Source organism: Pseudactinotalea sp. HY158 (assembly GCF_009660225.1).
In the GTDB taxonomy this organism is placed as follows: domain Bacteria; phylum Actinomycetota; class Actinomycetes; order Actinomycetales; family Beutenbergiaceae; genus HY158.
Genome location: NZ_CP045920.1, coordinates 1277444 through 1297946 on the forward strand (window position 1 = coordinate 1277444; position 20503 = coordinate 1297946).

General features: G+C 70.1%; 13 protein-coding genes. 9 read left to right on the top strand and 4 right to left on the bottom strand.

From position 1 onward, the window contains the following. Nucleotides 1-70: 70 nt before the first annotated feature. Complete coding sequence (locus tag GCE65_RS05670) at nucleotides 71-2152, bottom strand: glycogen debranching N-terminal domain-containing protein (RefSeq protein WP_153877700.1); 2082 nt, start codon at nucleotides 2150-2152, stop codon at nucleotides 71-73. Between the two features lie 169 nt (nucleotides 2153-2321). On the opposite strand from GCE65_RS05670, the gene GCE65_RS05675 reads away from it, so the two are divergent. From GCE65_RS05675 to GCE65_RS05690, 4 genes are all read left to right on the top strand, one after another. Further along, on the top strand, nucleotides 2322-3323 hold the full coding sequence (locus tag GCE65_RS05675) for a LacI family DNA-binding transcriptional regulator (RefSeq protein ID WP_153877701.1): 1002 nt from the start codon (nucleotides 2322-2324) through the stop codon (nucleotides 3321-3323). A 24-nt stretch (nucleotides 3324-3347) separates the two neighbouring features. Then, a complete protein-coding gene (locus GCE65_RS05680; protein ID WP_152910349.1) occupies nucleotides 3348-4604 on the top strand; it encodes an extracellular solute-binding protein in 1257 nt (418 codons plus the stop codon). A 96-nt stretch (nucleotides 4605-4700) separates the two neighbouring features. Next, the gene (locus GCE65_RS05685; RefSeq protein WP_153877702.1) at nucleotides 4701-5867 is read left to right on the top strand and encodes a carbohydrate ABC transporter permease; all 1167 of its coding nucleotides are present in this window, start codon (nucleotides 4701-4703) and stop codon (nucleotides 5865-5867) included. Then, nucleotides 5860-6738 carry a carbohydrate ABC transporter permease gene (locus GCE65_RS05690; RefSeq protein WP_152910351.1) on the top strand — a complete coding sequence of 293 codons (879 nt, stop codon included), beginning with the start codon at nucleotides 5860-5862 and terminating at the stop codon, nucleotides 6736-6738. The genes GCE65_RS05685 and GCE65_RS05690 overlap by 8 nt, the downstream gene beginning before the upstream one ends. A gap of 31 nt (nucleotides 6739-6769) precedes the next feature. Here GCE65_RS05690 and GCE65_RS05695 read toward each other — a convergent pair whose 3' ends face one another. After that, nucleotides 6770-7282 carry a MarR family winged helix-turn-helix transcriptional regulator gene (locus tag GCE65_RS05695; protein WP_153877703.1) on the bottom strand — a complete coding sequence of 171 codons (513 nt, stop codon included), beginning with the start codon at nucleotides 7280-7282 and terminating at the stop codon, nucleotides 6770-6772. Between the two features lie 82 nt (nucleotides 7283-7364). On the opposite strand from GCE65_RS05695, the gene GCE65_RS05700 reads away from it, so the two are divergent. The 4 genes from GCE65_RS05700 (at nucleotide 7365) to GCE65_RS05710 (ending at nucleotide 13751) form a co-directional block, all read left to right on the top strand. Further along, entirely contained in the window at nucleotides 7365-8846 is a 1482-nt protein-coding gene (locus tag GCE65_RS05700; RefSeq protein ID WP_153877704.1) for an MFS transporter, read from the top strand. A gap of 111 nt (nucleotides 8847-8957) precedes the next feature. Beyond that, the gene (locus GCE65_RS05705) at nucleotides 8958-9554 is read left to right on the top strand and encodes a hypothetical protein (protein ID WP_153877705.1); all 597 of its coding nucleotides are present in this window, start codon (nucleotides 8958-8960) and stop codon (nucleotides 9552-9554) included. Nucleotides 9555-10245: 691 nt separating this feature from the next. After that, nucleotides 10246-10371 (top strand): hypothetical protein, encoded by a 126-nt coding sequence (locus GCE65_RS16825; RefSeq protein WP_255475301.1) that lies wholly within the window; start codon nucleotides 10246-10248, stop codon nucleotides 10369-10371. 41 nt (nucleotides 10372-10412) lie between these two features. Then, complete coding sequence (locus GCE65_RS05710) at nucleotides 10413-13751, top strand: type I restriction endonuclease subunit R (protein ID WP_153877706.1); 3339 nt, start codon at nucleotides 10413-10415, stop codon at nucleotides 13749-13751. Nucleotides 13752-13856: 105 nt separating this feature from the next. Here GCE65_RS05710 and GCE65_RS05715 read toward each other — a convergent pair whose 3' ends face one another. After that, nucleotides 13857-14684: an ImmA/IrrE family metallo-endopeptidase gene (locus GCE65_RS05715; protein WP_153877707.1), complete on the bottom strand. Its 828-nt coding sequence runs from the start codon at nucleotides 14682-14684 to the stop codon at nucleotides 13857-13859. Nucleotides 14685-14696: 12 nt separating this feature from the next. After that, nucleotides 14697-15032 carry a helix-turn-helix transcriptional regulator gene (locus GCE65_RS05720; RefSeq protein ID WP_152910358.1) on the bottom strand — a complete coding sequence of 112 codons (336 nt, stop codon included), beginning with the start codon at nucleotides 15030-15032 and terminating at the stop codon, nucleotides 14697-14699. A gap of 207 nt (nucleotides 15033-15239) precedes the next feature. Between GCE65_RS05720 and GCE65_RS05725 the strand changes: the two genes are divergently transcribed. Beyond that, complete coding sequence (locus GCE65_RS05725; protein WP_153877708.1) at nucleotides 15240-20477, top strand: glycoside hydrolase domain-containing protein; 5238 nt, start codon at nucleotides 15240-15242, stop codon at nucleotides 20475-20477. Nucleotides 20478-20503: the final 26 nt, after the last annotated feature.

The window sequence follows — 20503 nt, forward strand, 5'->3', positions numbered from 1 at the left end:
TCCGCGTGGTGGATGGATCGTTCACCCACCCGAACAGGTCGACGCCGTGATTTCTTCCGGGCGCATGGGGTCAGCTCGACCGGGGCCTCGCCGGCCGGGGCGCGGTGGCGATGACCCGCACGGCCGGGTCGCACTCGACCCGAAGCGCCCGGTCGTCACCGCCTGCCGCCGTGAGGGTCAGGGGGCGTCCGCCGACGCGCAGGCCGGCCACGCGCGATGCCACGGCGCCGCCGTGGCCGCCGTGGCTGCCGACCATCCTGATGGTCCCGTGTGGCATGTCGGGCGCGAGGCCCCACGGCGCGGTCGCCAGCACCACCCCCGCGGCGGCGGCCCACGCCTGCGGGCGGCACGAGGCCGGGTACGGCACCGGCCGCCCTTCCCCCGAGAACAGCTCGGGAAGGCGGTAGTCGAAGGCGGGTGCGGCGCTCAGCAGCAGGGTCGCCAATTCCGCTGCATGCAGCGTGAAGCCGGCCCGGGACAGGTTCATCACCGCAATCGCCGTGTCGTGAGACCAGATGCTGCCGCCGTGGTAGCTCAGTGGCCAGAAGCCCCCCTGCCCCTGCGCGAGGGTCCGCAGCCCGGTGGGAGCGGCCAGCTCCGGCCCGAGGAGCCGGTCGGCGACCGCCTGCTCGTCGGCCGGGCTCAGGATGCCGGTGCCGATGAGATGACCGATATTCGACGTCAGGGAGTCGACGGGGCGCTTCGCGCCGTCGAGCGCGATGGCCGGGTAGCGCCCCCGGGTGTCGTCGACCCAGAACTGTTCGTTGAAACGGCGCCTCAAACCCTCGGCCCACGTGCGCCAACGGGTTCCGTCCCGCCCGAACGCCTCGAGCAACTGCGCCCCTCCGACGGCCGCCTCGTAGGCGTATCCCTGGACCTCGACGAGTGCGACGGCGCCGTCGGCGAGCGTGCCGTCCCGGAACCGCACCGAATCGGCGGAATCCTTCCACCCCTGGTTCGCCAGACCGGTGCCGGACTCGTCGAAGTACTCCAGGAAGGAGTCGCCGTCCGCATCCCCGTGGTCGACCTGCCATGCCAGGGCCGCCTCGAGGTTTCCCAGCAGCGGCTCGATCTCCTCGCTCGGCATCCCCCAGCGCCACGCATCGACCAGCAGGTTGATCCACAGGCTCGTCGCGTCGATCGTTCCGTAGTACTCACTCGGCAGCTGCGCACCGGTGTCGAGGTGCTGGCTCGCCGCCCGGATCTCGTGCATGATCTTGCCCGGCTGCTCGGCCGTGGCCGGATCGTCTCGCGTGCCCTGCCGGCGTGCGAGGGTCCGCAGCGTGCCCCCCGCCAATTCCGTGCCCAGCGGCAGCAGCATCCGGGCGGTCCAGAGGCTGTCGCGGCCGAAGAGGGTGAAGAACCACGGGGCGCCGGCGGCGACGAACACGTCGTTCGGCGCGTCTCGGGTCGACATGACCAGCCCGGAGAGATCCTCGAGGGAGGTGCTCAGCAGTCGCGCCAGGCGGTGGTCCGGGCCCTCGACCGTGGCCGCGAGCGGCGGCATCCAGGCCGGCGCCGTCACGACGGATCGAGCATCGTCGGCGCGGACGGCCCACGTGATGCCCGTCTCGCCTCGCGCCGGTATCCGAACGCGCCACGTGGCCACCGCGCCGACCTCGGAGCGTTCGAGGGTGGCACCCGGGCAGTCGACGGCCACGGTCAACCCGTCCCGCCGCCAGGCGACCTCGCCGTCGGTCGCGGGTTCCGGGCGAACCGGCGGGCCGCCCCGCCCCTGCTTGACCAGCGACATGTCGGCCAGGTCGGTGGCCAGGTGGATCGTGACCACGGCCTCGAGATCCTCCGGCAGCGCCGAGCTGAGCACGATCCGCTCCTCGACGGTTCGCCGTGAGACCGACCGGATGCGGTCGCATCGGACCTCGGGATCCGCTCCGGGACCGTCGATATTCCGTGGCACGTAGACGATCCGCGCCCGGTCGGCCCCCTCGATCGCCGAGAAGACGTGTTCGGGTTCCGCACCCACCCCGTCGGTGCCGATCTCGAGCCGGGCCTCGTTCAGGACCCGGGTGTCGGCGCAGTACACGCCGTCCACGTGCCCTCCCGGACCGATCTGCCCGTCCGGACCCGACCACGCCTGCATCGGCGCCTCGAGCACCGCGAGCCGGTCGTGAAGAAGTGGTTGTAACGGCATGGGGCTCTCCTCTTGACAGTCGGTGGATCGGGTTCGGACCATAGAACTAGTTTGAGCGTTCAAACCGGCGACTGGCCATCGCAACGGCAGACCAAAACGACCCGCTCTCCCGACCCCACGGTCGGGGGGCGGTGTCCGGTTCGGCGACGGGCGAGCAAGGAGGCAGAGCATGGTTGCTCCACGCGTCACTGTGGCCACGGTCGCTGCTGCGGCGGGGGTCTCCCGTCAGACCGTGTCGAACACGCTCAACTGCCCCCAGGTGGTCCGGCCCGACACCCGCGATCGGGTGTTGGCCGCCGTCGAGCAGCTCGACTACCACCCCTCCCTCGCCGCTCGCCAGCTCAAGACGGGTCGATCCCGCGTCTTCGGGTACGGGCTGCGGACCACCCGGGCCTCGAGCCCGGACCCGATCGGGGACCGCTTCATCCACGCCCTCGCCTCCGCCGCCCAGGCCCACGGCTACCGGATCCTGCTGTTCGCGACCGTCGACGACCTGGATGAGATCGCCCACTATCGGAAGTTGCGCCTGCAGGCCGACCTCGACGGATTCGCCGTCACGAACACCCATCGAGACGATCCGCGCGGGAATTGGCTCTCGAAGTCCTCGACACCGTACGTCACCTTCGGCCGGGCATGGTCGGACGCCGCATCCCCGCATCCGTGGGTCGATGTCGACGGCGCGGCGGGGGTCGCGCTCGCGGTCGGCCACCTGTGGGAGCTGGGCCACCGGCGGATCGGCTTCCTGGGATGGCCCCAGGGCTCCGGGGTGGGTGACGACCGATTCCACGGATGGCGCGACGCCCTCCTCGCCCGCGGGGTCCAGCCCGGCGAGGCGTCACCCTGGCACCGCGCGTGCGAGAACGCGACCGATGCGGCAACGGCGGCCGCGCGCGATCTGCTATCGGCCGTGACGGCCGTCGTGTGCGTCTCCGACATCGTGGCCCTGGGAGCCATGACCGCACGATCCGAACTCGGGCTGTCGACGTCGATCGTCGGGTTCGACGACTCCCCGGTCGCCCACGCGATCGGCCTCACCTCGATCGCCCAGCCGCTGACCCGGGTCGCGGACGCCGTCCTCGAACGGCTCATCCACCCGACGATGCCCAACGCGCTCATCGAACCCAGCCTCACCCGACGTTCGTCAACATCCCCGGTCCAGTCCGGCGGCTGAGCTATCACCCGAACGGAGAGAAAGATGAAGACACGAACATGGCTCTCGACCCTGACCCTCGTGAGCGCCGGCGCGCTCGCCCTGACCGCCTGTGGCGGCGGGGGAGGGTTCGACGACGACAACGGCGGCGGCGGTGCCACGGAGGGTTCGAGCGGCTCGGGCGGTGGCTCGCTCACGCTCCTCATCGGTTCATCCGGTGAGGCCGAGACGAAGGCCGTCAAGGACGCCGCGGCCACCTGGTCCAAGAGCTCCGGCGTGGATGTCACCGTGCAGGTGGCCGCCGACCTCAACCAGCAGCTGAGTCAGGGTTTCGCGGCAAGCTCGCCGCCCGACCTGTTCTACCTGAGCACCGACCAGGTCGCCGCCTATGCCAACAACGGCTCGCTCGCCGCGTACTTCGACAAGCTCGACAACACCGCGGACTTCTACCCGAACCTGGTCTCCGCGTTCACCGTCGGCGGCACGACCTACTGCGCGCCGAAGGACTTCTCCACTCTCGCACTCGTGATCAACACGGACATGTGGAAGGACGCCGGGCTGACCGACAGCGACATCCCCACGACCTGGGACGACCTGTCGAACGTCGCGGCGAAGCTGACGACGAGTGATCACGCCGGCCTGAGCTTCACCCCCGAATGGGCGCGAATCGGCGCCTTCATGGCCGAGGCGGGCGGGTCCCTGGTCAACGACGACGGCACCAAGGCCACCGTCGATTCCCCCGAGAACCTCAAGGCCCTGAAGTACGTCCAGAGCCTGCTCGAGAGCGGCAACGCCAAGTTCGCGGCCGACCTCGGCGCCGGGTGGGGCGGCGAGGCGCTCGGAATCGGCAAGGCAGCGATGGTGATCGAGGGCAACTGGATCGTCGGCGCGATGGCCAGCGACTATCCCAAGATCAACTACAAGGTGGTCGAGCTCCCCGCCGGCCCGGCGGGAAAGGGCACGTTGCTGTTCACGAACTGCTGGGGCGTGGCGACGGGCGGTGACGTCGCCGATGCCACGAAGTTCGTCGAGTTCCTCACCAGCGCCGATCAACAGATGGCCTTCGCGAAGGCGTTCGGCGTCATGCCCTCGATCCAGTCGGTTCGCGACCAGTGGGCGAAGGAGTTCCCCGACCAGGCGGCCTTCATCGCCGGCGCCGACTACGCCGAGTCGGGTCCGGTGAACGAAGGCGCATCCGTCGTCATCTCCGACTTCAACTCGCAGCTGCAGGGACTTCCCGGCGCCGACCCCGCGCAGATCCTCAAGTCGGTGCAACAGAACCTGGCCGCGACACTGGATTAGCCATCCCCGGTCGCCGGGCCCCTCGGTGAGCCGATCGGCCCGGCCCACAGCCTCGGCGCCGTGCGGATCGCGCGCACGGCAGGAAGGGGTCTCGACATGAGCGACGCGCATGGCTCCACGAGAAGCGGCAGGATCCGCACCCCGGGAGCGTGGTCGAAACGAAACCGGCCCCAGGCGATCTCCGGGTGGATCTTCATCGCCCCCGCGGTCGTGCTGCTGCTGCTGTTCCTCGTGCTGCCGATCATCATGGCCGCGTGGGTGAGCGTGTCCGACTGGAGCGGCCGCGGCAGCCCCTTCAGTTCGAACGTCTCGTTCGTCGGGGCCGACAACTACGCCACCCTGACGACGCAGGGAGGGCTCGCAGAGAAGGACTTCGCGGTCTCGCTCCGGAACAACGTCTACTACGTGATTCTCGTCGTGCCGATCCAGACGGCCCTGTCGCTGACCCTGGCGGTCATGGTGAACCGGCGGCTGCTGCGCGCTCGCGGATTCTTCCGGACCGCGTTCTACTTCCCGTCGGTCACGAGTTCGGTGGCGATCACCGTCCTGTTCCTGTTCCTCTTCTCCCCGGAGGGGGCCGTGAACAAGGCGCTGTCGTACCTGAGCGTCGACGGCCCGAACTGGATGTCCGAACCGCGCGGCCTGGTGCACCTCCTCCTCGGGGCCTTCGGCGTCGATCACAGCCCCGCCGCCCTCCAGGCGAGTCCGCTGCTGGGTCTGTCGTGGTGGGAGTGGATCGCCGGGCCGAGCGTGGCGATGACGGTGTTCATCATCATGGCCATCTTCACGACCTCCGGCACGTTCATGCTGCTGTTCATCGCGGCGCTGCAGAGCATCGGGGAGGAGATCGATGACGCGTCGCGCGTCGACGGCGCCACGGCCTGGCAGCGCTTCAGCCGGGTCACGGTCCCGATGCTGCGCCCGACCCTGTTCACGGTGATCACGCTCGGCCTGATCGGCACGTGGCAGGTGTTCGACCAGATCTACACCGGCACGAAGGGTGCCCCCGCCAAGACCACGCTGACCCCCGCGTATCTCTCTTATGAGGCCTCCTTCGAGCGGCAGCACTGGGGCGAAGGCGCCGCGATCGCGTTCATCCTCTTCGCGATCATCGTCATCATGACGATCGTGCAACGCGCGACCCTGCGCGAGCACACCACCGTGCCCCGACGGCACCGGTTCGTGTTCGGCGACGGGACCACGATCGCCGACCGCAAGAAGCAGTCGAAGGCCCCCGGCACGGAGGAGGACGGTCATGTCTGACGTCGTTGCGCCTCGCTCGCACCAGCAGCAGCACGCGGGCTGGAGTCTGCGCCCGCATCTGGGCACCTACATCGCCACGCTCGTGCTCATCGTGCTCGCCGTGATCTACATCTATCCGTTCGTCGTCAACGTATTGACGTCGTTCAAGTCGCAGCCCGAGGCGGTGGCCAATCCACTCGGACTACCCCACACGTGGACGGTCGCCGCCTATCAGCGACTCTTCTCCGCGTCCGACTTCCCGCTGTGGTTCAGGAACTCCGCGATCGTGGCCGTGGTCGTCACCGTGGGCCGGGTGTTCTTCGACGCACTGGCCGGCTACGCGCTGGCACGGCTCCGCTTCCCCGGCCGGGGCACGGTGTTCGCCACGCTCGTGGCCATCATGGCCGTGCCGAGCGTGGTGCTCCTCATCCCGAAGTTCCTGGTGCTCAAGCAACTGAACATCTACAACACGTACGCGGCCCTCATCATCCCGCTGCTCGTGGACGCCGCGGGCATCTTCATCATCAAGAACTTCTTCGAGTCCATCCCCGTGAGCGTGGAGGAGGCCGCCCGCATCGACGGCGCCAGCACGTTCCGAATCTTCTGGTCGGTGGTCCTGCCGATGGCGCGGCCTGCGATCATCACCATCGTCATCCTCTCGTTCCAGGGGTCGTGGAACGAGTTGTCGCACTTCATCATCGCCTCCGACAGGCCGGACCTGTTCACTCTGACGAAAGGGGTCGCCCAACTCTCCTCGGGTGCGCTGTCCGCGGGCACGCAGTATCCGATCAAGCTCGCCGCCGCGGCCATCATGACCATTCCGGTGGCCGTCGCGTTCTTCGTCTTCCAGAAGCGGATCATGAACGTCTCGAGCGGGGCGGTCAAGGAATAGGCGGAATGGGTGGAATGGGCGGCCGCCCGGCTCACGCCCCGGGCGCGCGGGGTGGGCGGTCGCGGGCCGCTTCGGCATCGGCGGCCGCCTCGGCGTAGTGCGCCACGAATTGCCCGAGCAGCGAGGTGAAGTTCTCCCGGTCGGCCGGGTCGAACCGGGCGAGCGCGGCCTCGTAGGTGTCGAGCTGGTGCGAGATGGACCCGGTGAACGAGCGCAGCCCCGCATCACTCGGGCGGACCTGCCGGGGGCGGATCTCGATCGACTCGACGAGGCCGTCGGCGGCGGCCCCGTTGACCTGCCGGTTGACCGTTGACTGTTCGAGCCCGAGCTCCTCGGCGATCTCCCGGAAGGTGCGCGGGCGCCCGTCGGCCAGCAGCCAGAGCAGGCGCCGCTCGGCCCGGGTGAGCGATGCCTGCCGCTCGACCACCCGCCGGGTGGCGTCGAGGCGGTGGAACTCCGCGGCGACGTGCCGGCCGGGGTGCGCGTCGAAGAGGGTCTGGGGCGTGGGCGTGCCGGGGCCCGCTCCGGCTGCGTTCGTGACCATCGTTCCTCCGTGTTGACGTGCGGCTTCGCGTAGGGCTACCTTATCCACGGTTCTATGTAAGTTACATACTGTAAGGATCTTCATGGGGTCACGCACCCAATTCGCCACCCGGCCCTCCTCCCTCGTCATCGCGGTCCTGTGCTTCGGAAGCATGGCCGGAGCGCTCATGCAGTCGCTCGTCATCCCGATCCAGTCGGAGCTGCCGGCACTGCTGTCGACGAGCGCGAGCAACGCCTCCTGGGTCGTGACCGTGACGCTGCTCGCGGGAGCCATCGCGATGCCCGTGGCCGGCCGCCTCGCCGACATGTACGGCAAGAAGCACGTGCTCGTGACCTCGGCGGCCGTCCTGCTCGTCGGCTCGCTCATCACGGCCCTCTCCTCGACCCTCGCGCCGGTGCTCGTGGGGCGCGCCCTCCAGGGGGCGGCGATGGGATACATCCCGGTGGCGATCTCGCTCGTGCGCGAGGTGGCCCCGCCGCACCTGCGCACCGGCGCGGTCGCCGCGGTGAGCGCCACCCTCGGCGTGGGCGGCGCGCTCGGGCTGCCGCTGGCGGCATGGATCGCCCAGTCGTATTCCTGGCACGGCCTCTTCTGGGTGTCGGCGGCCCTGGCGGTCCTCGTGCTCGCCTTCTCGTGGCTGCTGGTGCCCGCCACGGGCTCGGCCCGGTCGGGGCGTCTGGACGGCGTGGGGATCCTCGGTCTGAGCGTCGGCCTGGCCGTCCTGCTCGTCGGTGTGTCGAAGGGATCGGGATGGGGGTGGGGCTCTGCGACGACCTGGGGTTGCATCGGCGGCGGACTCGCCGTGCTCCTCGCCTGGGGCGCCTATGAGCTGCGACGGCGCAGCGCGCTGGTCGACCTGCGCACGATGGCGCTGCGGCCCGTGCTGTTCACCAACACCGCCGCCGTGCTCATCGGCTTCGGGATGATGGCCCAGAGCATCGTGGTGCCGCAGCTGCTGCAGGCGCCCGAGGCGACCGGCTACGGACTCGGCCAGAGCATCCTGGCCGTCGGGCTGTGGATGGCCCCCGGCGGCCTCATGATGATGGCCATGGCCCCGGTCTCGAGCCGAATGATCCGCCGGTACGGCGCCCGGATCACGCTCGCGGTGGGGGCCGTGGTCCTCTCGGCGGGCTATTTCATGGCGCTGTTCCTCATGGGATCGCCGTGGCAGCTCATGCTCGCCACAATCGTCGCCTGTTCCGGGGTGGGGATCGGCTACGCCGCGATGCCCACACTCATCCTCGACAACGTTCCCGCCGGCGAGGCGGGCTCGGGCGTCGGCGTGAACAGCCTCATGCGCGCGATCGGCACGACCACCGCGGGCGCCGTCATGGCGGCGCTGCTCACCAGCCAGTTGCAGGAGATGGCCCCCGGCGGTCCGTCGATTCCGACGAGCGGCGCCTTCCAACTGTGCTTCCTCGTGGGGGCGGTCGCCGCGCTCGCCGGGGCGGCGATCACCCTGCTCGTGCCGCCCGAGGCCGGGCGCCGGGCGGTCCCCGGTCCCGACGCGGACCAGGAACTCCCCATTCGGAAAGCGGGCTCCCCGGAGCCCGTTCGCGGCTGACCATCCGCCGCGACGCCTATGCGAGACGCTCCTCCCAGCGGGGCCTCGCCGGCGCGGTGATGTGAGCGGGAAGCGTGGAAGGCGAGGGGATAGGCTCTGCTATCTGCGGAGGTGGTCATCCTGGAACACGAACTTCTGACGGCGGCCCGGACGGCGGGGCTGATGCGAGCAGAAGCGTCACGGCTGTTGCGCAATACCGCAGCGCGGGCCGCCAGGGGTGGCATGAGTCAGCGCCGCATTGCCCAGGCGATGGGGCGCAGCCAGCCCGAGATCCACCGCCTGGTCACCGCCTCCGAGCTGCGGGACGCGCACGGCGAGAAGCGCCGTTGGATGACCGCGCGCTCGAGCGCCGAGGCCACACGTGAGGCTCTCGTCGCCGGCGACGAGTCGCGGGCAATGCGGATGCTGATCCAGGGAATCGAACACCTTCGTGGACTCGGCGAGCCGGAGGACATCGCGGAATGGTCCGTGGAGCCTCGGCAGATCCCCGATGCGCGCTTCGACGCGCTCCTGCGGGTGCTGGCCGCCAGGGCACTGCGTGTCATGGGCGAAGCAGTACCCGAGTGGGCGACGGACGTGCGGGCGCTCTCCGAGCCGTGGGTCATTCCGCAGACGACATCGCAACGTGCCCGGGCACTCGAGGAGACTCCGTCCGAACTGGCCGAATTGGGGATCTACGCCACCGAAGCGGACCTGAGCACATTATGAGCGAGTGACGAGAACTGCGTGCCGATGAAATCGGCCACCTGCTCGATGCTGTCGGAGAGAGGCTCGCGCAACCTCGACCCGACCGGCGGATCGCCGAGGAGGGGACGTGCCGGATGAGCGTCAACTTCCCCGTCCTCGCCCCTCCGGTGAGGAAAAGATTCTCGCCGCGCTCGAGCCGCTCGAGGGCATCGGTGAATTCGTCGGTGAGGATGAGACCCGTGGAGGCCGTCGGCGTCATCGATGGCTCCTGGGGCCGATGGGCGGTACCCCGGATGCCATCCACGGCCGGGGCAGGCGGGGCAAGGTCGACGCAGCCGTGTCGACCGCCCGACCTGCTGTGCCTGTCACCAGCGCAGATGGCGAATCGCGGACGTTCCAGCTAGCAGATCGCGACCGTTCCAGCTAGCAGATCGCGACCGTCTGTTCGAGCTCCGGGATCACGTCGGAGGACGCTTGGAACTGCCCTCGACCGGATACCACTCGCGTTCGAGATGGATCGCATGATTGGCGCCGACCACCGTGAGCCCGACTTCGACGGCGAGGGGCGACAGGATGACTATCCGGAGCACCGTCCGAACGACCCTGGTCTCGATGGGTGGTGCGCGGGCACTGGCCGACCTACCGAGTCTCATTTCGACAACAGACGGCCTGGTCGATCGCCACAGGTGCCCCATCCTGGAGGAACGCCACCATGCCCGCGATCTTCGAGTTCTCCTTCGAGGCCGTCGGACCTCGCGCATGGCACGCCGCCGTCGTGACCGTTGACGAGCATGCGGCCCGCCCGCACCGCCGGGTGTGCCAGAGGGCCGATCAGTAGGGTTATCGCCTCCAGGCGATCGAGCGCGATCACTTGCTGCCATGCTGCCCTGGGCGGCGCCGATAGGCTCGCCCACAACCGGAAGCGATGGAGGCACCGTGCGGGAATCCGACTGGGAACAGCTCGCGCTCGAGCGGCTCGCCGAGGAGCACCTCGGCTGGCAGCCGCTCTCCGGGCGTGAGATCGCGCCCGGGGCGAGCAGCGCCGTCGGTCATCCCGGCTACGCGGCCCTCGGCGCACAGTCGCAGCGCGAGTCGTGGGCCGAGCTCGCGATCCCGTCGCGGCTGCGGTCGGCGCTGCGGCGGCTCAACCCCGAGGTTCCCCGCCAGTACCTCGACCAGGCCGCCGCCGAGATCCTGCGCGCCACCTCGGCCGATGCGATCGCCGAGAACGAGCGGATCCACCGCTACCTCACCGACGGCTACCGCCTCACCTATATCGACGAGGGCCGAGAACGCTCGCCCTCGATCCGGCTCACCGGAGCCGCGCCGGGGCAGAACGAATGGCTCGCAGTCAACCAGGTCACGGTGATCTCGGGCGAGGTCGAGCGCCGGTTCGACCTCGTGCTCTACCTCAACGGGATGCCCGTGGTCGTGATGGAGCTGAAGAACGCGAGTGCCGGCGACGACATCGCCACCGCGCAGGCCCAGATCGCCACCTACGTGCGGGAGCTGCCGAGCGCCTTCCGGTTCTGCGTGCTCACGGTGGTCTCCGACGGTGTGACCGCCCGCTACGGCACCCCGTTCACCCCGCTCGAGCACTACGCCCCGTGGAACGTCGACGCGACCGGCGCGGTTGTCGCCCCCGGCGGCCCGCCCGATGCGAGCGAGGGCCTCGACGGACCGCAGCAACCACTCCTGCTCGATCTCGATGTCGACCGGGACACCGCCCTCGACGTGCTGATCGACGGACTCTTCGACCACGCCCGATTCCTCCAGCTCATGCGGTCCTTCGTCGCCTTCGACTCCGGCGAGGACGGCCTGACCAAGCGCATCGCCAAGGCCCACCAGTACTTCGCGGTGACCAAGGCGGTCGAGGCCACCGTGGCCGCCGTCGCCGGTGACGGCCGGGCCGGCGTCGTGTGGCACACACAGGGCTCGGGCAAGTCGATGGAGATGGAGCTGTACGCCGCGCTCGTCGCCCGCCGTCCCGAACTCGAGAACCCGACGATCGTCGTGGTGACCGACCGCACCGAGCTCGACGGCCAGCTGTACGCGACGTTCGCCCGCTCCCAGCTGCTGCCCGAGCAGCCGCGCCAGGTGCGGCGTCGCTCCGAGTTGCGCGAGGCCCTCAGTTCCCGGCGCACCGGCGGCATCTACTTCACCACCCTGCAGAAATTCGGTCTCACCCATGAGGAGCGGGACGCCGGCGCCGCCCATCCGATGCTCTCCGAACGTTCGAATATCCTCCTCATCGTCGACGAGGCGCACCGCAGCCACTACGACAACCTCGACGGCTACGCCTGGCACCTGAAGAACGCACTGCCGAACGCGACCCTACTCGCCTTCACCGGCACCCCGATCGACACCGCCGACCGGAACACCCGCGAGGTCTTCGGGGACGTCATCGACACCTACGACCTCACCCGCGCGGTCGAGGACGGCGCCACCGTGCCCGTCTACTTCGAGTCGCGGCTCGTCAAGGTCGGCCTCGCCGAGGACGTGACCGCCGAGGAGATCGACGCGACCGCCGACGAGGTCACGACCGGGCTCGACGACGCCGAACGCGAGCGCCTCGAACGCTCCGTCGCCGTGATCAACGCCGTCTACGGCGCCCCCACCCGCATGCGCGAACTCGCGGCCGACCTCGTGACCCACTGGGAGGCGCGACGTGACGCCGTTGCGGAACTGGTGCGGGCGTCGTCCACAAGCGAGGGAGCACCCGGCAAGGGCCTCATCGTGGCCGCCACCCGCGAGATCTGCGCGCGGCTCTACGAGCAGATCGTCACGCTGCGCCCGGACTGGCACCACGACGACCTCGACCGGGGCCGCATCAAGGTGGTCTACTCCGGCACGCCCGCCGACGCGCCGCCGATCTCCGAGCACGTGCGCCGCGAGTCCCAGAACGACGTGATCAAGCGGCGCCTCAAGGATCCGGACGACGAACTCGAGCTCGTGATCGTCAAGGACATGATGCTCACCGGCTTCGACGCGCCGCCGCTGCACACCCTCTACCTCGACCGGCCGATGCGCGGGGCGCTGCTCATGCAGACCCTCGCCCGGGTCAACCGCACCTTCCGCGGCAAGAACGCCGGGCTGCTCGTGGCGTACGCACCGATCGCCGAGAACCTGCGGGACGCGCTCGCCGAGTACACCGAGCGCGACCGGGACTCCCGGCCGGTCGGGCGCACGGTCGAGGACGCCGCGGGGCTCGCACGGGCGCTCGTGCTGCAGCTGCGCGACCTGCTCGGCGGCTCCGACTGGCGCGCCCAGCTCGAGCGGGTGGGCGTCGACGGGCGCGGCTACGCGAGCGCCGCACTCCAGGTCGTCGATTGGCTGCGCAGCCCGCGCACCCCGGGCAACCAGGTGCCCGCGGGGCAGGAGACCCGCCAGGAGCGGTTCCGCCGGCTCGCCGGGCGGCTCACCCGGGCGTGGGCGCTGTGCGGCCGGAGCGAGGGCCTGGCCGAACTCGCGACCGAGGCCCGCTTCTACGAGGAGGTGCGCGTGTGGATGGGCAAGGTCGACGCCGAGGACCGGCACGCGCGCGGTGAGCCGATTCCGGACGACGTCGCTCGCCTTCTCGCCGATCTCGCCGCCCGCTCCTTCACCTCGGGCGAGGTGCTCGACGTCTACGAGGCCGCCGGCCTCGGCGTGCAGCGCATCGATCAGCTCGACGCCACGTTCCTCGCCGGTGCCCAGCGAAGCGCCACCCCGCAGGTGACGATCGAACTGCTCCGGGCGCTGATCGAACGCGAGAGCCGGGCGGCCACCCGCGGGAACACGATCCGGGCGCGGGCCTTCTCCGATCGGCTCGAGGCGATCATGGTGCGCTACACGAACTCGAACCTCACCTCGGCGGAGGTCATCGCCGAACTCGTGCAGGTGGCGAACGAGGTGCGCGCCGAGAAGGACCGCGGCCGGCTCTTCGACCCGCCCCTGAACCCGGACGAGCTCGCGTTCTTCGATGCGGTGGCCACGAACGACGCGGCCCTGGAGCTGCAGGGGGAGGGGGTGCTGGCCCAGATCGCCCGCGAACTCGTGCGGATCATGCGCCGGGACGTGAAGACGGACTGGGCGGTGCGCGACGACGTCCGCGCGACCCTGCGGCGCAACGTCAAGCGGCTGCTCATCAAGTACGACTATCCGCCGGACCGGCGCGAGGACGCCGTGGTCGTCGTGCTCGAGCAGATGGAGGCCCAGGCCCGGCGCCGGGCGGCGTGAGCGGGCGGGGTGGGACCGGTTCGAGCTACTGCGTCCAGCAGGGAAGCTCCATGAGGCCCGTGGACATCAAGGGAGCGAGCCCGTCGTCCATGATCGGGCGAGAGGTCATGCCGTGGTGCCCTCGGGAGGTTCGTCGTCCAGGTCGCTGAGATCGACGGAGACCATGGGTAGGTCTGCGGCGGACAGCCACGGTGGCCGAGGGGTCCGAGGGATGATTCCGGCGGCTGAGAGCTCATCGGTGGCCGCTTCGAGGCTGATTCCCCTGAGGGTCGCAATGGCCTGTGCGCTGATGACGCCTTCGCCGTAGCCGTTGATCGCGCGAGCGAGGAGCCGCTGCGGTGAGCGTAGCCGGTCGGCATCGTTCTGTAGCGAGGCGTATTGGTCGCTCCAGCCGAAGCGCGTTGCCAGGTGGAGCGTCGACAGCGTCATCCATTCGTGCTTGGTGGATTCATCGATATAGCCGCAGCTCTGAAGAGCGATGGCTGCCATCGCCGGAGAGACCAAGAACGACTGGACGACGGTGGAGAGATCTCGTGCGGCTACGCTGTCGCGATCACCGAGGAGTTCCGCGACACCTTGAAGGGGTACGAGGAGGTGGCGCGCGAACGCGTCAGCCCGGACCTCTTGTGGTGACCGGCTCGTGAGGCTCGGCGTGCCGTCCCAATCATCGAAGACAACGTGGGCGAGCTCGTGGGCGAGGGTGCTGCGCTGCCGCATGGGATTGCGGGTGCGTGCGATGCCGATGAACGCGACGCCGCGAACCGGATCGCGCATGGTGAGGCCGTGCTCGTCGGGCGTCGCGTCGAGGATGGTGACGTCGTGTGGGGTGGCGCGCTCGATGAGCGCGACGAGATCCCCCAGGGGTTGGAAGCCGAGGTGGTGCTCGGCGCGGAAGGCGGCCGCTGCCGCTCGGCCCTGCTGTTCGCTTGTCATGGTCCCCCCGGGTCAGCGTGTCGTCGAGATCGCCTGGTCGTCCAGGTAGGCATCGAGTTCGATGAAGTGCAGCAGTCGTTGCCGCATGCCCTCCATGGTGGCCCCGTTGGTGGAACGGGCCGCGCACTGCACACGGTTCGCGACGGCCGTACCCGTCAGTTGCGTGACGGTACAGCCGGTGGCGGCGGCAATCTGGATCAACTCGGTCATCTTCGGCGCCCGTTTGCCGGTCAGGATGCGGTTGAGGGTCGATTGGGAGATGCCCGTGCGGTTCTCCAGGGCGCGCTGAGAGAGGCCGGCAGCCGTGCGGGCGCTTTCGATGGCTGCGTTCACGGTGCTCGTGTTCATGCGCTCCGCCTACTGAATCAAATTACGTAGAGCGATTCATTCTAGCGGCAGCGGGCGACGGGTTCCACCCTGGGTGTGGAAATGATCGGCGAGATGGAGTACCGACAGATCGGGGGTGTCGCGGTCGACGCGTGCGTGTTACGGTACGTGGACCTTCTGACAACGCTGTCAAGCCACTGGCCGGGCAGCCGGCACGCTAGGACCCCCGTGATCTTCACCCGCACAGCCCATGCATCCGCGAGCCTCGTGCTCGCCGCCGCCCTCGTCTCCGGCGGGGCGATCTCGGCGAGCGCGGCGCCCGAACCGGCGATCACGCCCGCGGCCACCCCCGTGACCGACGTGACCTCGCTGGTCGACCCGTTCGTCTCGACCGAGGACGACTACGGCCAGGACCTCCCGGGCGCGCAGGCGCCGAACTCGCTCGTCAAGATCAACCCGATGACGACCCCCGATCGCTCGCACACCGGTTACGACTACGCCGAGGACCAGATCGCCGGGTTCACGCACACGAACCTCGACGGCGTCGGCGGCAGCGGCGCGGGCGGCGACCTGCTCGTCGTCCCGACCTACGTCGACTACACGCAGCGGCCCGACCGCGCCTCCTACGCGAAGACCTACTCCCACGACGCGGAGGAGGCCTCGCCCGGGTACTACCGGGTCGACCTGACCACGACCGAGGGAACCGACTCCGACGTCAGCGATGCCCCCGGCGCCGACCCGATCGTGGCCGAGGCGACGACGGACACCCGCGCCGGCTGGGATCGCTTCACCTTCCCGGAGGCGGGCACGGCCTCGCTCGTGCTCGACCTGGCCAACAACTTCACCGACCGGCGCGACGCGACCCTCGCGGTGACCGAGCTGCCCGATGGCCGGGCCGCGCTCTCGGGGGAGGTCGTCGGCTACTTCAACGGCTACGAGTACCGGCTCTTCTACTACGCGGAGTCGACCGCGCCCACGGCCGCCGTGCGCACGTGGGGCGGCAACCGGATGCTCAGCACGACCTCGAAGAACCGGGCCGGCACCGACATCGGCGCGATCCTCGACTTCGACGTCGAGGCCGGCGAGCAGGTGGGCCTGCAGGTGGCGATCTCGACGATCAGCGCCGAGCAGGCCGCCGTCGACTTCGGCGTCGAGATCGCCGATCGCACTTTCGGCCAGATCCGCACCGACACCCGCGCCGCCTGGGAGGACTTGCTCGGCCGGGTGGCGATCTCGACCAGCGCGACGAGCGACCCGGACGGCACGCTCGCCCGGCTGTTCTACACCCACCTCTACCGGATGCTGGCCACCCCCGTGAACGCCACGAGCACGAGCGGGACCTACCGCTCCCTCGACGGCACGATCCGCCAGGCGGAGGGGTACACCCACTACGACGGCTGGGGCTTCTGGGACGACTTCCGCAAGTACGGGGCGCTGGCGATCGCCTACCCCGACCTCTACGCCGACATGGCCCAATCGATCGTCGACCTGTTCGCGGGCCTCGGCGACAGCGGCGCGAGCAGGCTCGGGAGCCTGACCCACGCGGTGCCGACGGTGCGATTCGAGCGAGCCGCCGTCGTCCTCGCCGACGCGATCGCGAAGGGAGCGCAGCCGACCGGGCTCGCGCAGGCCTGGCCGGGGCTCGTGACCGAATCCCAGGGACGCTACGCGGACGAGTCGAACGTCGAGCTCGGGTACATCGCGAACGAGATGGACGAGACCCTCGGCACCGCCTACGACGACTGGGCGATGTCGACCATCGCCACGGCGCTCGGGTACACCGACGAGGCCCGCGCCTACCGCGACCGCGCGACGAACTGGGTCAACATCTTCTCCGAGAATGCGGTCGAACTGCCCGACGGCACGACCGTGGGCCTCAACCTGCCCCGGCGCGCCGACGGCACCTTCGCGGACATCGACCCGGAACGGTTCCAGGCAGGCAACCTCTACCAGGGCACCGCCTGGCAGTACCACTGGTACATGGCCCCCGACATGGGCGGCCTCATCGACCTCATGGGCGGGCGGGAGAACACCCTCGCCGCGCTCAGCTACATGTTCGGCGAGCAGGCGCCCGACGACGGGTCGCGGATGCTCCACTCGAACGCCAACGAGATCGACCTGCAGGCCCCGTACCTGTTCAACTACGTGGGCGCGCCGTCGAAGACCCAGCACTGGGTGCGCAGCATCTACACGGAGAAGACCTGGAACCGGTACATCGCCACCGGGTCCACGAGCTACGCGCCCTCCTCCGGTGGCGAGTTCACCCCGCCGGTCAAGACCCGGGTCTACTCGCTCGACCCGCAGGGCTTCCTGCCGACCATGGACAACGACACCGGCACGATGTCGTCGATGTTCGTCGCCGCCGGCCTCGGCCTCTTCCCGGTCAACCTCGGGTCGGACCAGTACCAGATCGGCAGCCCGTTCTTCGAGCGCACGACGATCACCTACCCCTCGGGCTCGAGCTTCACGATCTCGGCCGACGGCGTCTCCGCGGACTCCTACTACATCCAGTCGGCCCGGCTGAACGGCGCCGCCTTCGACCGCACGTGGGTGACCTACGACCAGCTCATGGCCGGCGGCGAGCTCGCGTTCACCATGGGCTCCGAGCCGTCCGACTGGGCGGCCGACGGCATCGCCCCGCCCTCGCTGAGCGACTCCGTGGACAGCTCGATCTACGAACCGGACTCCCCGGTGTCGCTCGACTCGCGCGAGTTCCACGAGGCGCCCGCCGGCGACGGGTCGATCGGCAACTCGCTCACCCTGAGCCTGGCGGACGGCGCGTTCGCGGGCGCGGACGGCGACGACCTCGCCGCCGGCGGGGCGATCGAGGCGAGCGGCGTCCCGGCCGGCCTCACCCTCTCGGCGATCCGGGTCGACGACCGCACGGTGCAGCTCTCCCTCACGGGCCGGGCCGCCGCCTCCACCCCGCTCGACAGCACCGACGACCTGCGTCTGAGTGTGACCGATGCGGCGTTCGCGCAGCGCCTGGACGACGCCCCGCCGGCCCTCGATCTGCGGGTCACCTTCGCCGGCGTCACCGTGAGCGCGGACCGGCTGACCATGCGGGCGGGCGCCGACGGCGCGCTGGAGGAGTCGGTCGTGCTCACGATGCACGGCGCCCGCTTCGCCGGCGCCGAGGGCCGCGATCTCGTGGCCGACGGCGACCTCACCCTGCCCGGATTGCCGGCGGGCCTCGAGGCCGCGGCCGAGAAGACCGGACCGAGCACCCTGGACCTGCGGGTGCACGGCACGATCGAGCGCGGCGCGAGCTTCGTGCTCCGCTTCGCCGACGGCGCGTTCGAGGCCACGCCGGCGCCGTCGATCAGCGGTGACGGCCTCGGGCTGCGCGCCTTCACCGTCGCCCTCGACCGACAGTGGCACGCGCAGCTCGCCGACCTCTACGAACGGGTGCGCCTCATCGAGAAGGGCAACTACGCGTCGTCCACGTTCGCCGGCTTCGAGGCGGCGCGGACCGCCGCCCGAGACCTGCTCGCCGACGAGGACGCGAGCGAGGAGGACCTGCGCAGCGCGTTCTACGACCTCCAGGGGGCCGTGGGGTCGCTGTCGATCGCGCAGTCGCCGCACCGCCGGCTGCAGGCCGAGAGCAGCGACGACTGGTCCGGCGGCGACCTCAAGGCCGAATCGAGCACCGACTCCAGCGGCGTCCCGCTCGGGAACCTCGGCGGGGTGCGCGACGGCAGCTGGATCGCCTACGGCGACCTGGACTTCGCAGGCGCCCCGCCGGAGACGTTCACGATCCGCTACGTGAACAACAGCGGACGCGGCCCCGCCGACTCGCGCGTGGCGCTGCGCCTGGATGCCCCGGACGGCCCGCTCCTCGACGAGGTCGCCCTCCCGTCGTCGGGATCGAGCTGGAGCGACTACACCACGGTCGAGCACACCCTGTCCGACCCGTCGCTGCTCGAGGGCTCCCACACGCTCTACCTGGTGTTCGAGGGCTCGACCACCGAGGCGCGGCCGTGGATCGGGAACATCGACTGGGCGCAGTTCTCGAGCCCGGGCGACGGCTCCGAGGCGCAGACCGCGCGTGTCGAGGCCGAGGCGTTCACGGACTCGAACGGGAACGGGCTCAAGACCGAGACGAGCACCGACGACGCCGGCAACACGATCGGCAACGTCGGCGGCACCTGGGACGGCGGCGTGCTCACCTACGACGACGTCGACCTGTCGGCCCGCGAGTTCAGCACCCTGTCGGTGCGGTACGCGAACAACTCCGGGCGCACCGGTCCCGGCGCGCTGATCGAGGTGCGACTGGACGACGCGGCGAACGACCCGATCGCGACGATCCCCCTGCCCACCACGGGAACGAGCTGGAGCGCCTACCGCACCGTGACCGCTGCCCTGCCCGCGGAGGTCACCGGCGTGCACACCCTCGTGATCACGATGCGTGCGCGCACCGACTCCGGGCATCCCTACGTGGCGAACTTCGACTGGTTCGAGTTCGGCGGGGCGGACCTGACCGAGCTGCGCCAGGCCGTCGAGGCCGCCCGCGACCTGCTGCCGCAGCGCGACAGGTACATCGCGGTGGACTTCGGGGTCTTCGAACGCGCCCTCCAGGACGCTCAGGTCACCCTCGAGGATCCGACCTCGCTCCAGCCGGAGGTCGACGACGCGCTCTGGGTGCTGAACGCGGCCCAGGAGCAGCTCGAATGGGTGGTCGTTCGGGAACTGGCCGAGGTCGTGGACGCGGCCGAATCGCTCGACACGACCGCGTACACGCGGGAGAGCGTCGAGGCGTTCGAGGACGCGCTCGCCCAGGCCCGGGGTCTTGCCGCCGGCGCGTCCCACGCGGACTACACGGCGGCCCGCGACGGTCTCGTCGCCGCGATCGACGGGCTCGTCGAGATGACCGTGCCGGCCCGGCCGGCCGCGCCGGCGGCCGAGCTGACGGCGCCGACGACGATCACCGTGCGCTGGTCCGGTGTGAGCGACGACGGCGGCTCCGCCGTGACCGGGTACTGCGTCTCGCTCTCCGGCGACGCCGATGCCGCGACCGTCACGGTCGACGCGGGAACGACTTCGGCGGACTTCACCGACCTCGTTCCCGGGGCCACGTACACGGCGACCGTCACGGCGCTCAACGCGCTCGGGGCCGGTGCCGAGTCGCCGGCCTCCGCGGCCGTGACGACCGAGGCGGCGCCCACCGATCCCACCGACCCGACGGATCCGGACCCGACGGACCCGACCGACCCGGACCCGACGGACCCGACGGACCCGGACCCGACGGATCCGACCGATCCGACACCCGGCGGCCCGGGCGGCGATGCGGATCCGTCCGACTCGTCCGATCCGTCCGTGCAGCCGTCGGGCGATGCGGGTGATGGGGGCGCGATGCCGGACACCGGCCTGTCCGCCGGGCCGCTCGGGATCGCGACGGCCGCGCTCGTGCTTGCGGGTGCCGTGCTGCTCACCATGCGGCGCCGGAGCCACCCCCGCGGCCGATAGGACGGCACCGCATCATCGCACCGGAT

What these genes read in the sequence shown, in the direction of transcription:
- GCE65_RS05695 (WP_153877703.1), bottom strand. Translation starts at nt 7,282, where the DNA reads ATGGTCACGAACGCAGCCGGAGCGGGCCCCGGCACGCCCACGCCCCAG.
- GCE65_RS05720 (WP_152910358.1), bottom strand. Translation starts at nt 15,032, where the DNA reads ATGAACACGAGCACCGTGAACGCAGCCATCGAAAGCGCCCGCACGGCT.
- GCE65_RS16825 (WP_255475301.1), top strand. Translation starts at nt 10,246, where the DNA reads ATGCCCGCGATCTTCGAGTTCTCCTTCGAGGCCGTCGGACCTCGCGCA.
- GCE65_RS05690 (WP_152910351.1), top strand. Translation starts at nt 5,860, where the DNA reads ATGTCTGACGTCGTTGCGCCTCGCTCGCACCAGCAGCAGCACGCGGGC.
- GCE65_RS05710 (WP_153877706.1), top strand. Translation starts at nt 10,413, where the DNA reads ATGCTGCCCTGGGCGGCGCCGATAGGCTCGCCCACAACCGGAAGCGAT.
- GCE65_RS05715 (WP_153877707.1), bottom strand. Translation starts at nt 14,684, where the DNA reads ATGACAAGCGAACAGCAGGGCCGAGCGGCAGCGGCCGCCTTCCGCGCC.
- GCE65_RS05685 (WP_153877702.1), top strand. Translation starts at nt 4,701, where the DNA reads ATGAGCGACGCGCATGGCTCCACGAGAAGCGGCAGGATCCGCACCCCG.
- GCE65_RS05680 (WP_152910349.1), top strand. Translation starts at nt 3,348, where the DNA reads ATGAAGACACGAACATGGCTCTCGACCCTGACCCTCGTGAGCGCCGGC.
- GCE65_RS05700 (WP_153877704.1), top strand. Translation starts at nt 7,365, where the DNA reads ATGGGGTCACGCACCCAATTCGCCACCCGGCCCTCCTCCCTCGTCATC.
- GCE65_RS05670 (WP_153877700.1), bottom strand. Translation starts at nt 2,152, where the DNA reads ATGCCGTTACAACCACTTCTTCACGACCGGCTCGCGGTGCTCGAGGCG.
- GCE65_RS05675 (WP_153877701.1), top strand. Translation starts at nt 2,322, where the DNA reads ATGGTTGCTCCACGCGTCACTGTGGCCACGGTCGCTGCTGCGGCGGGG.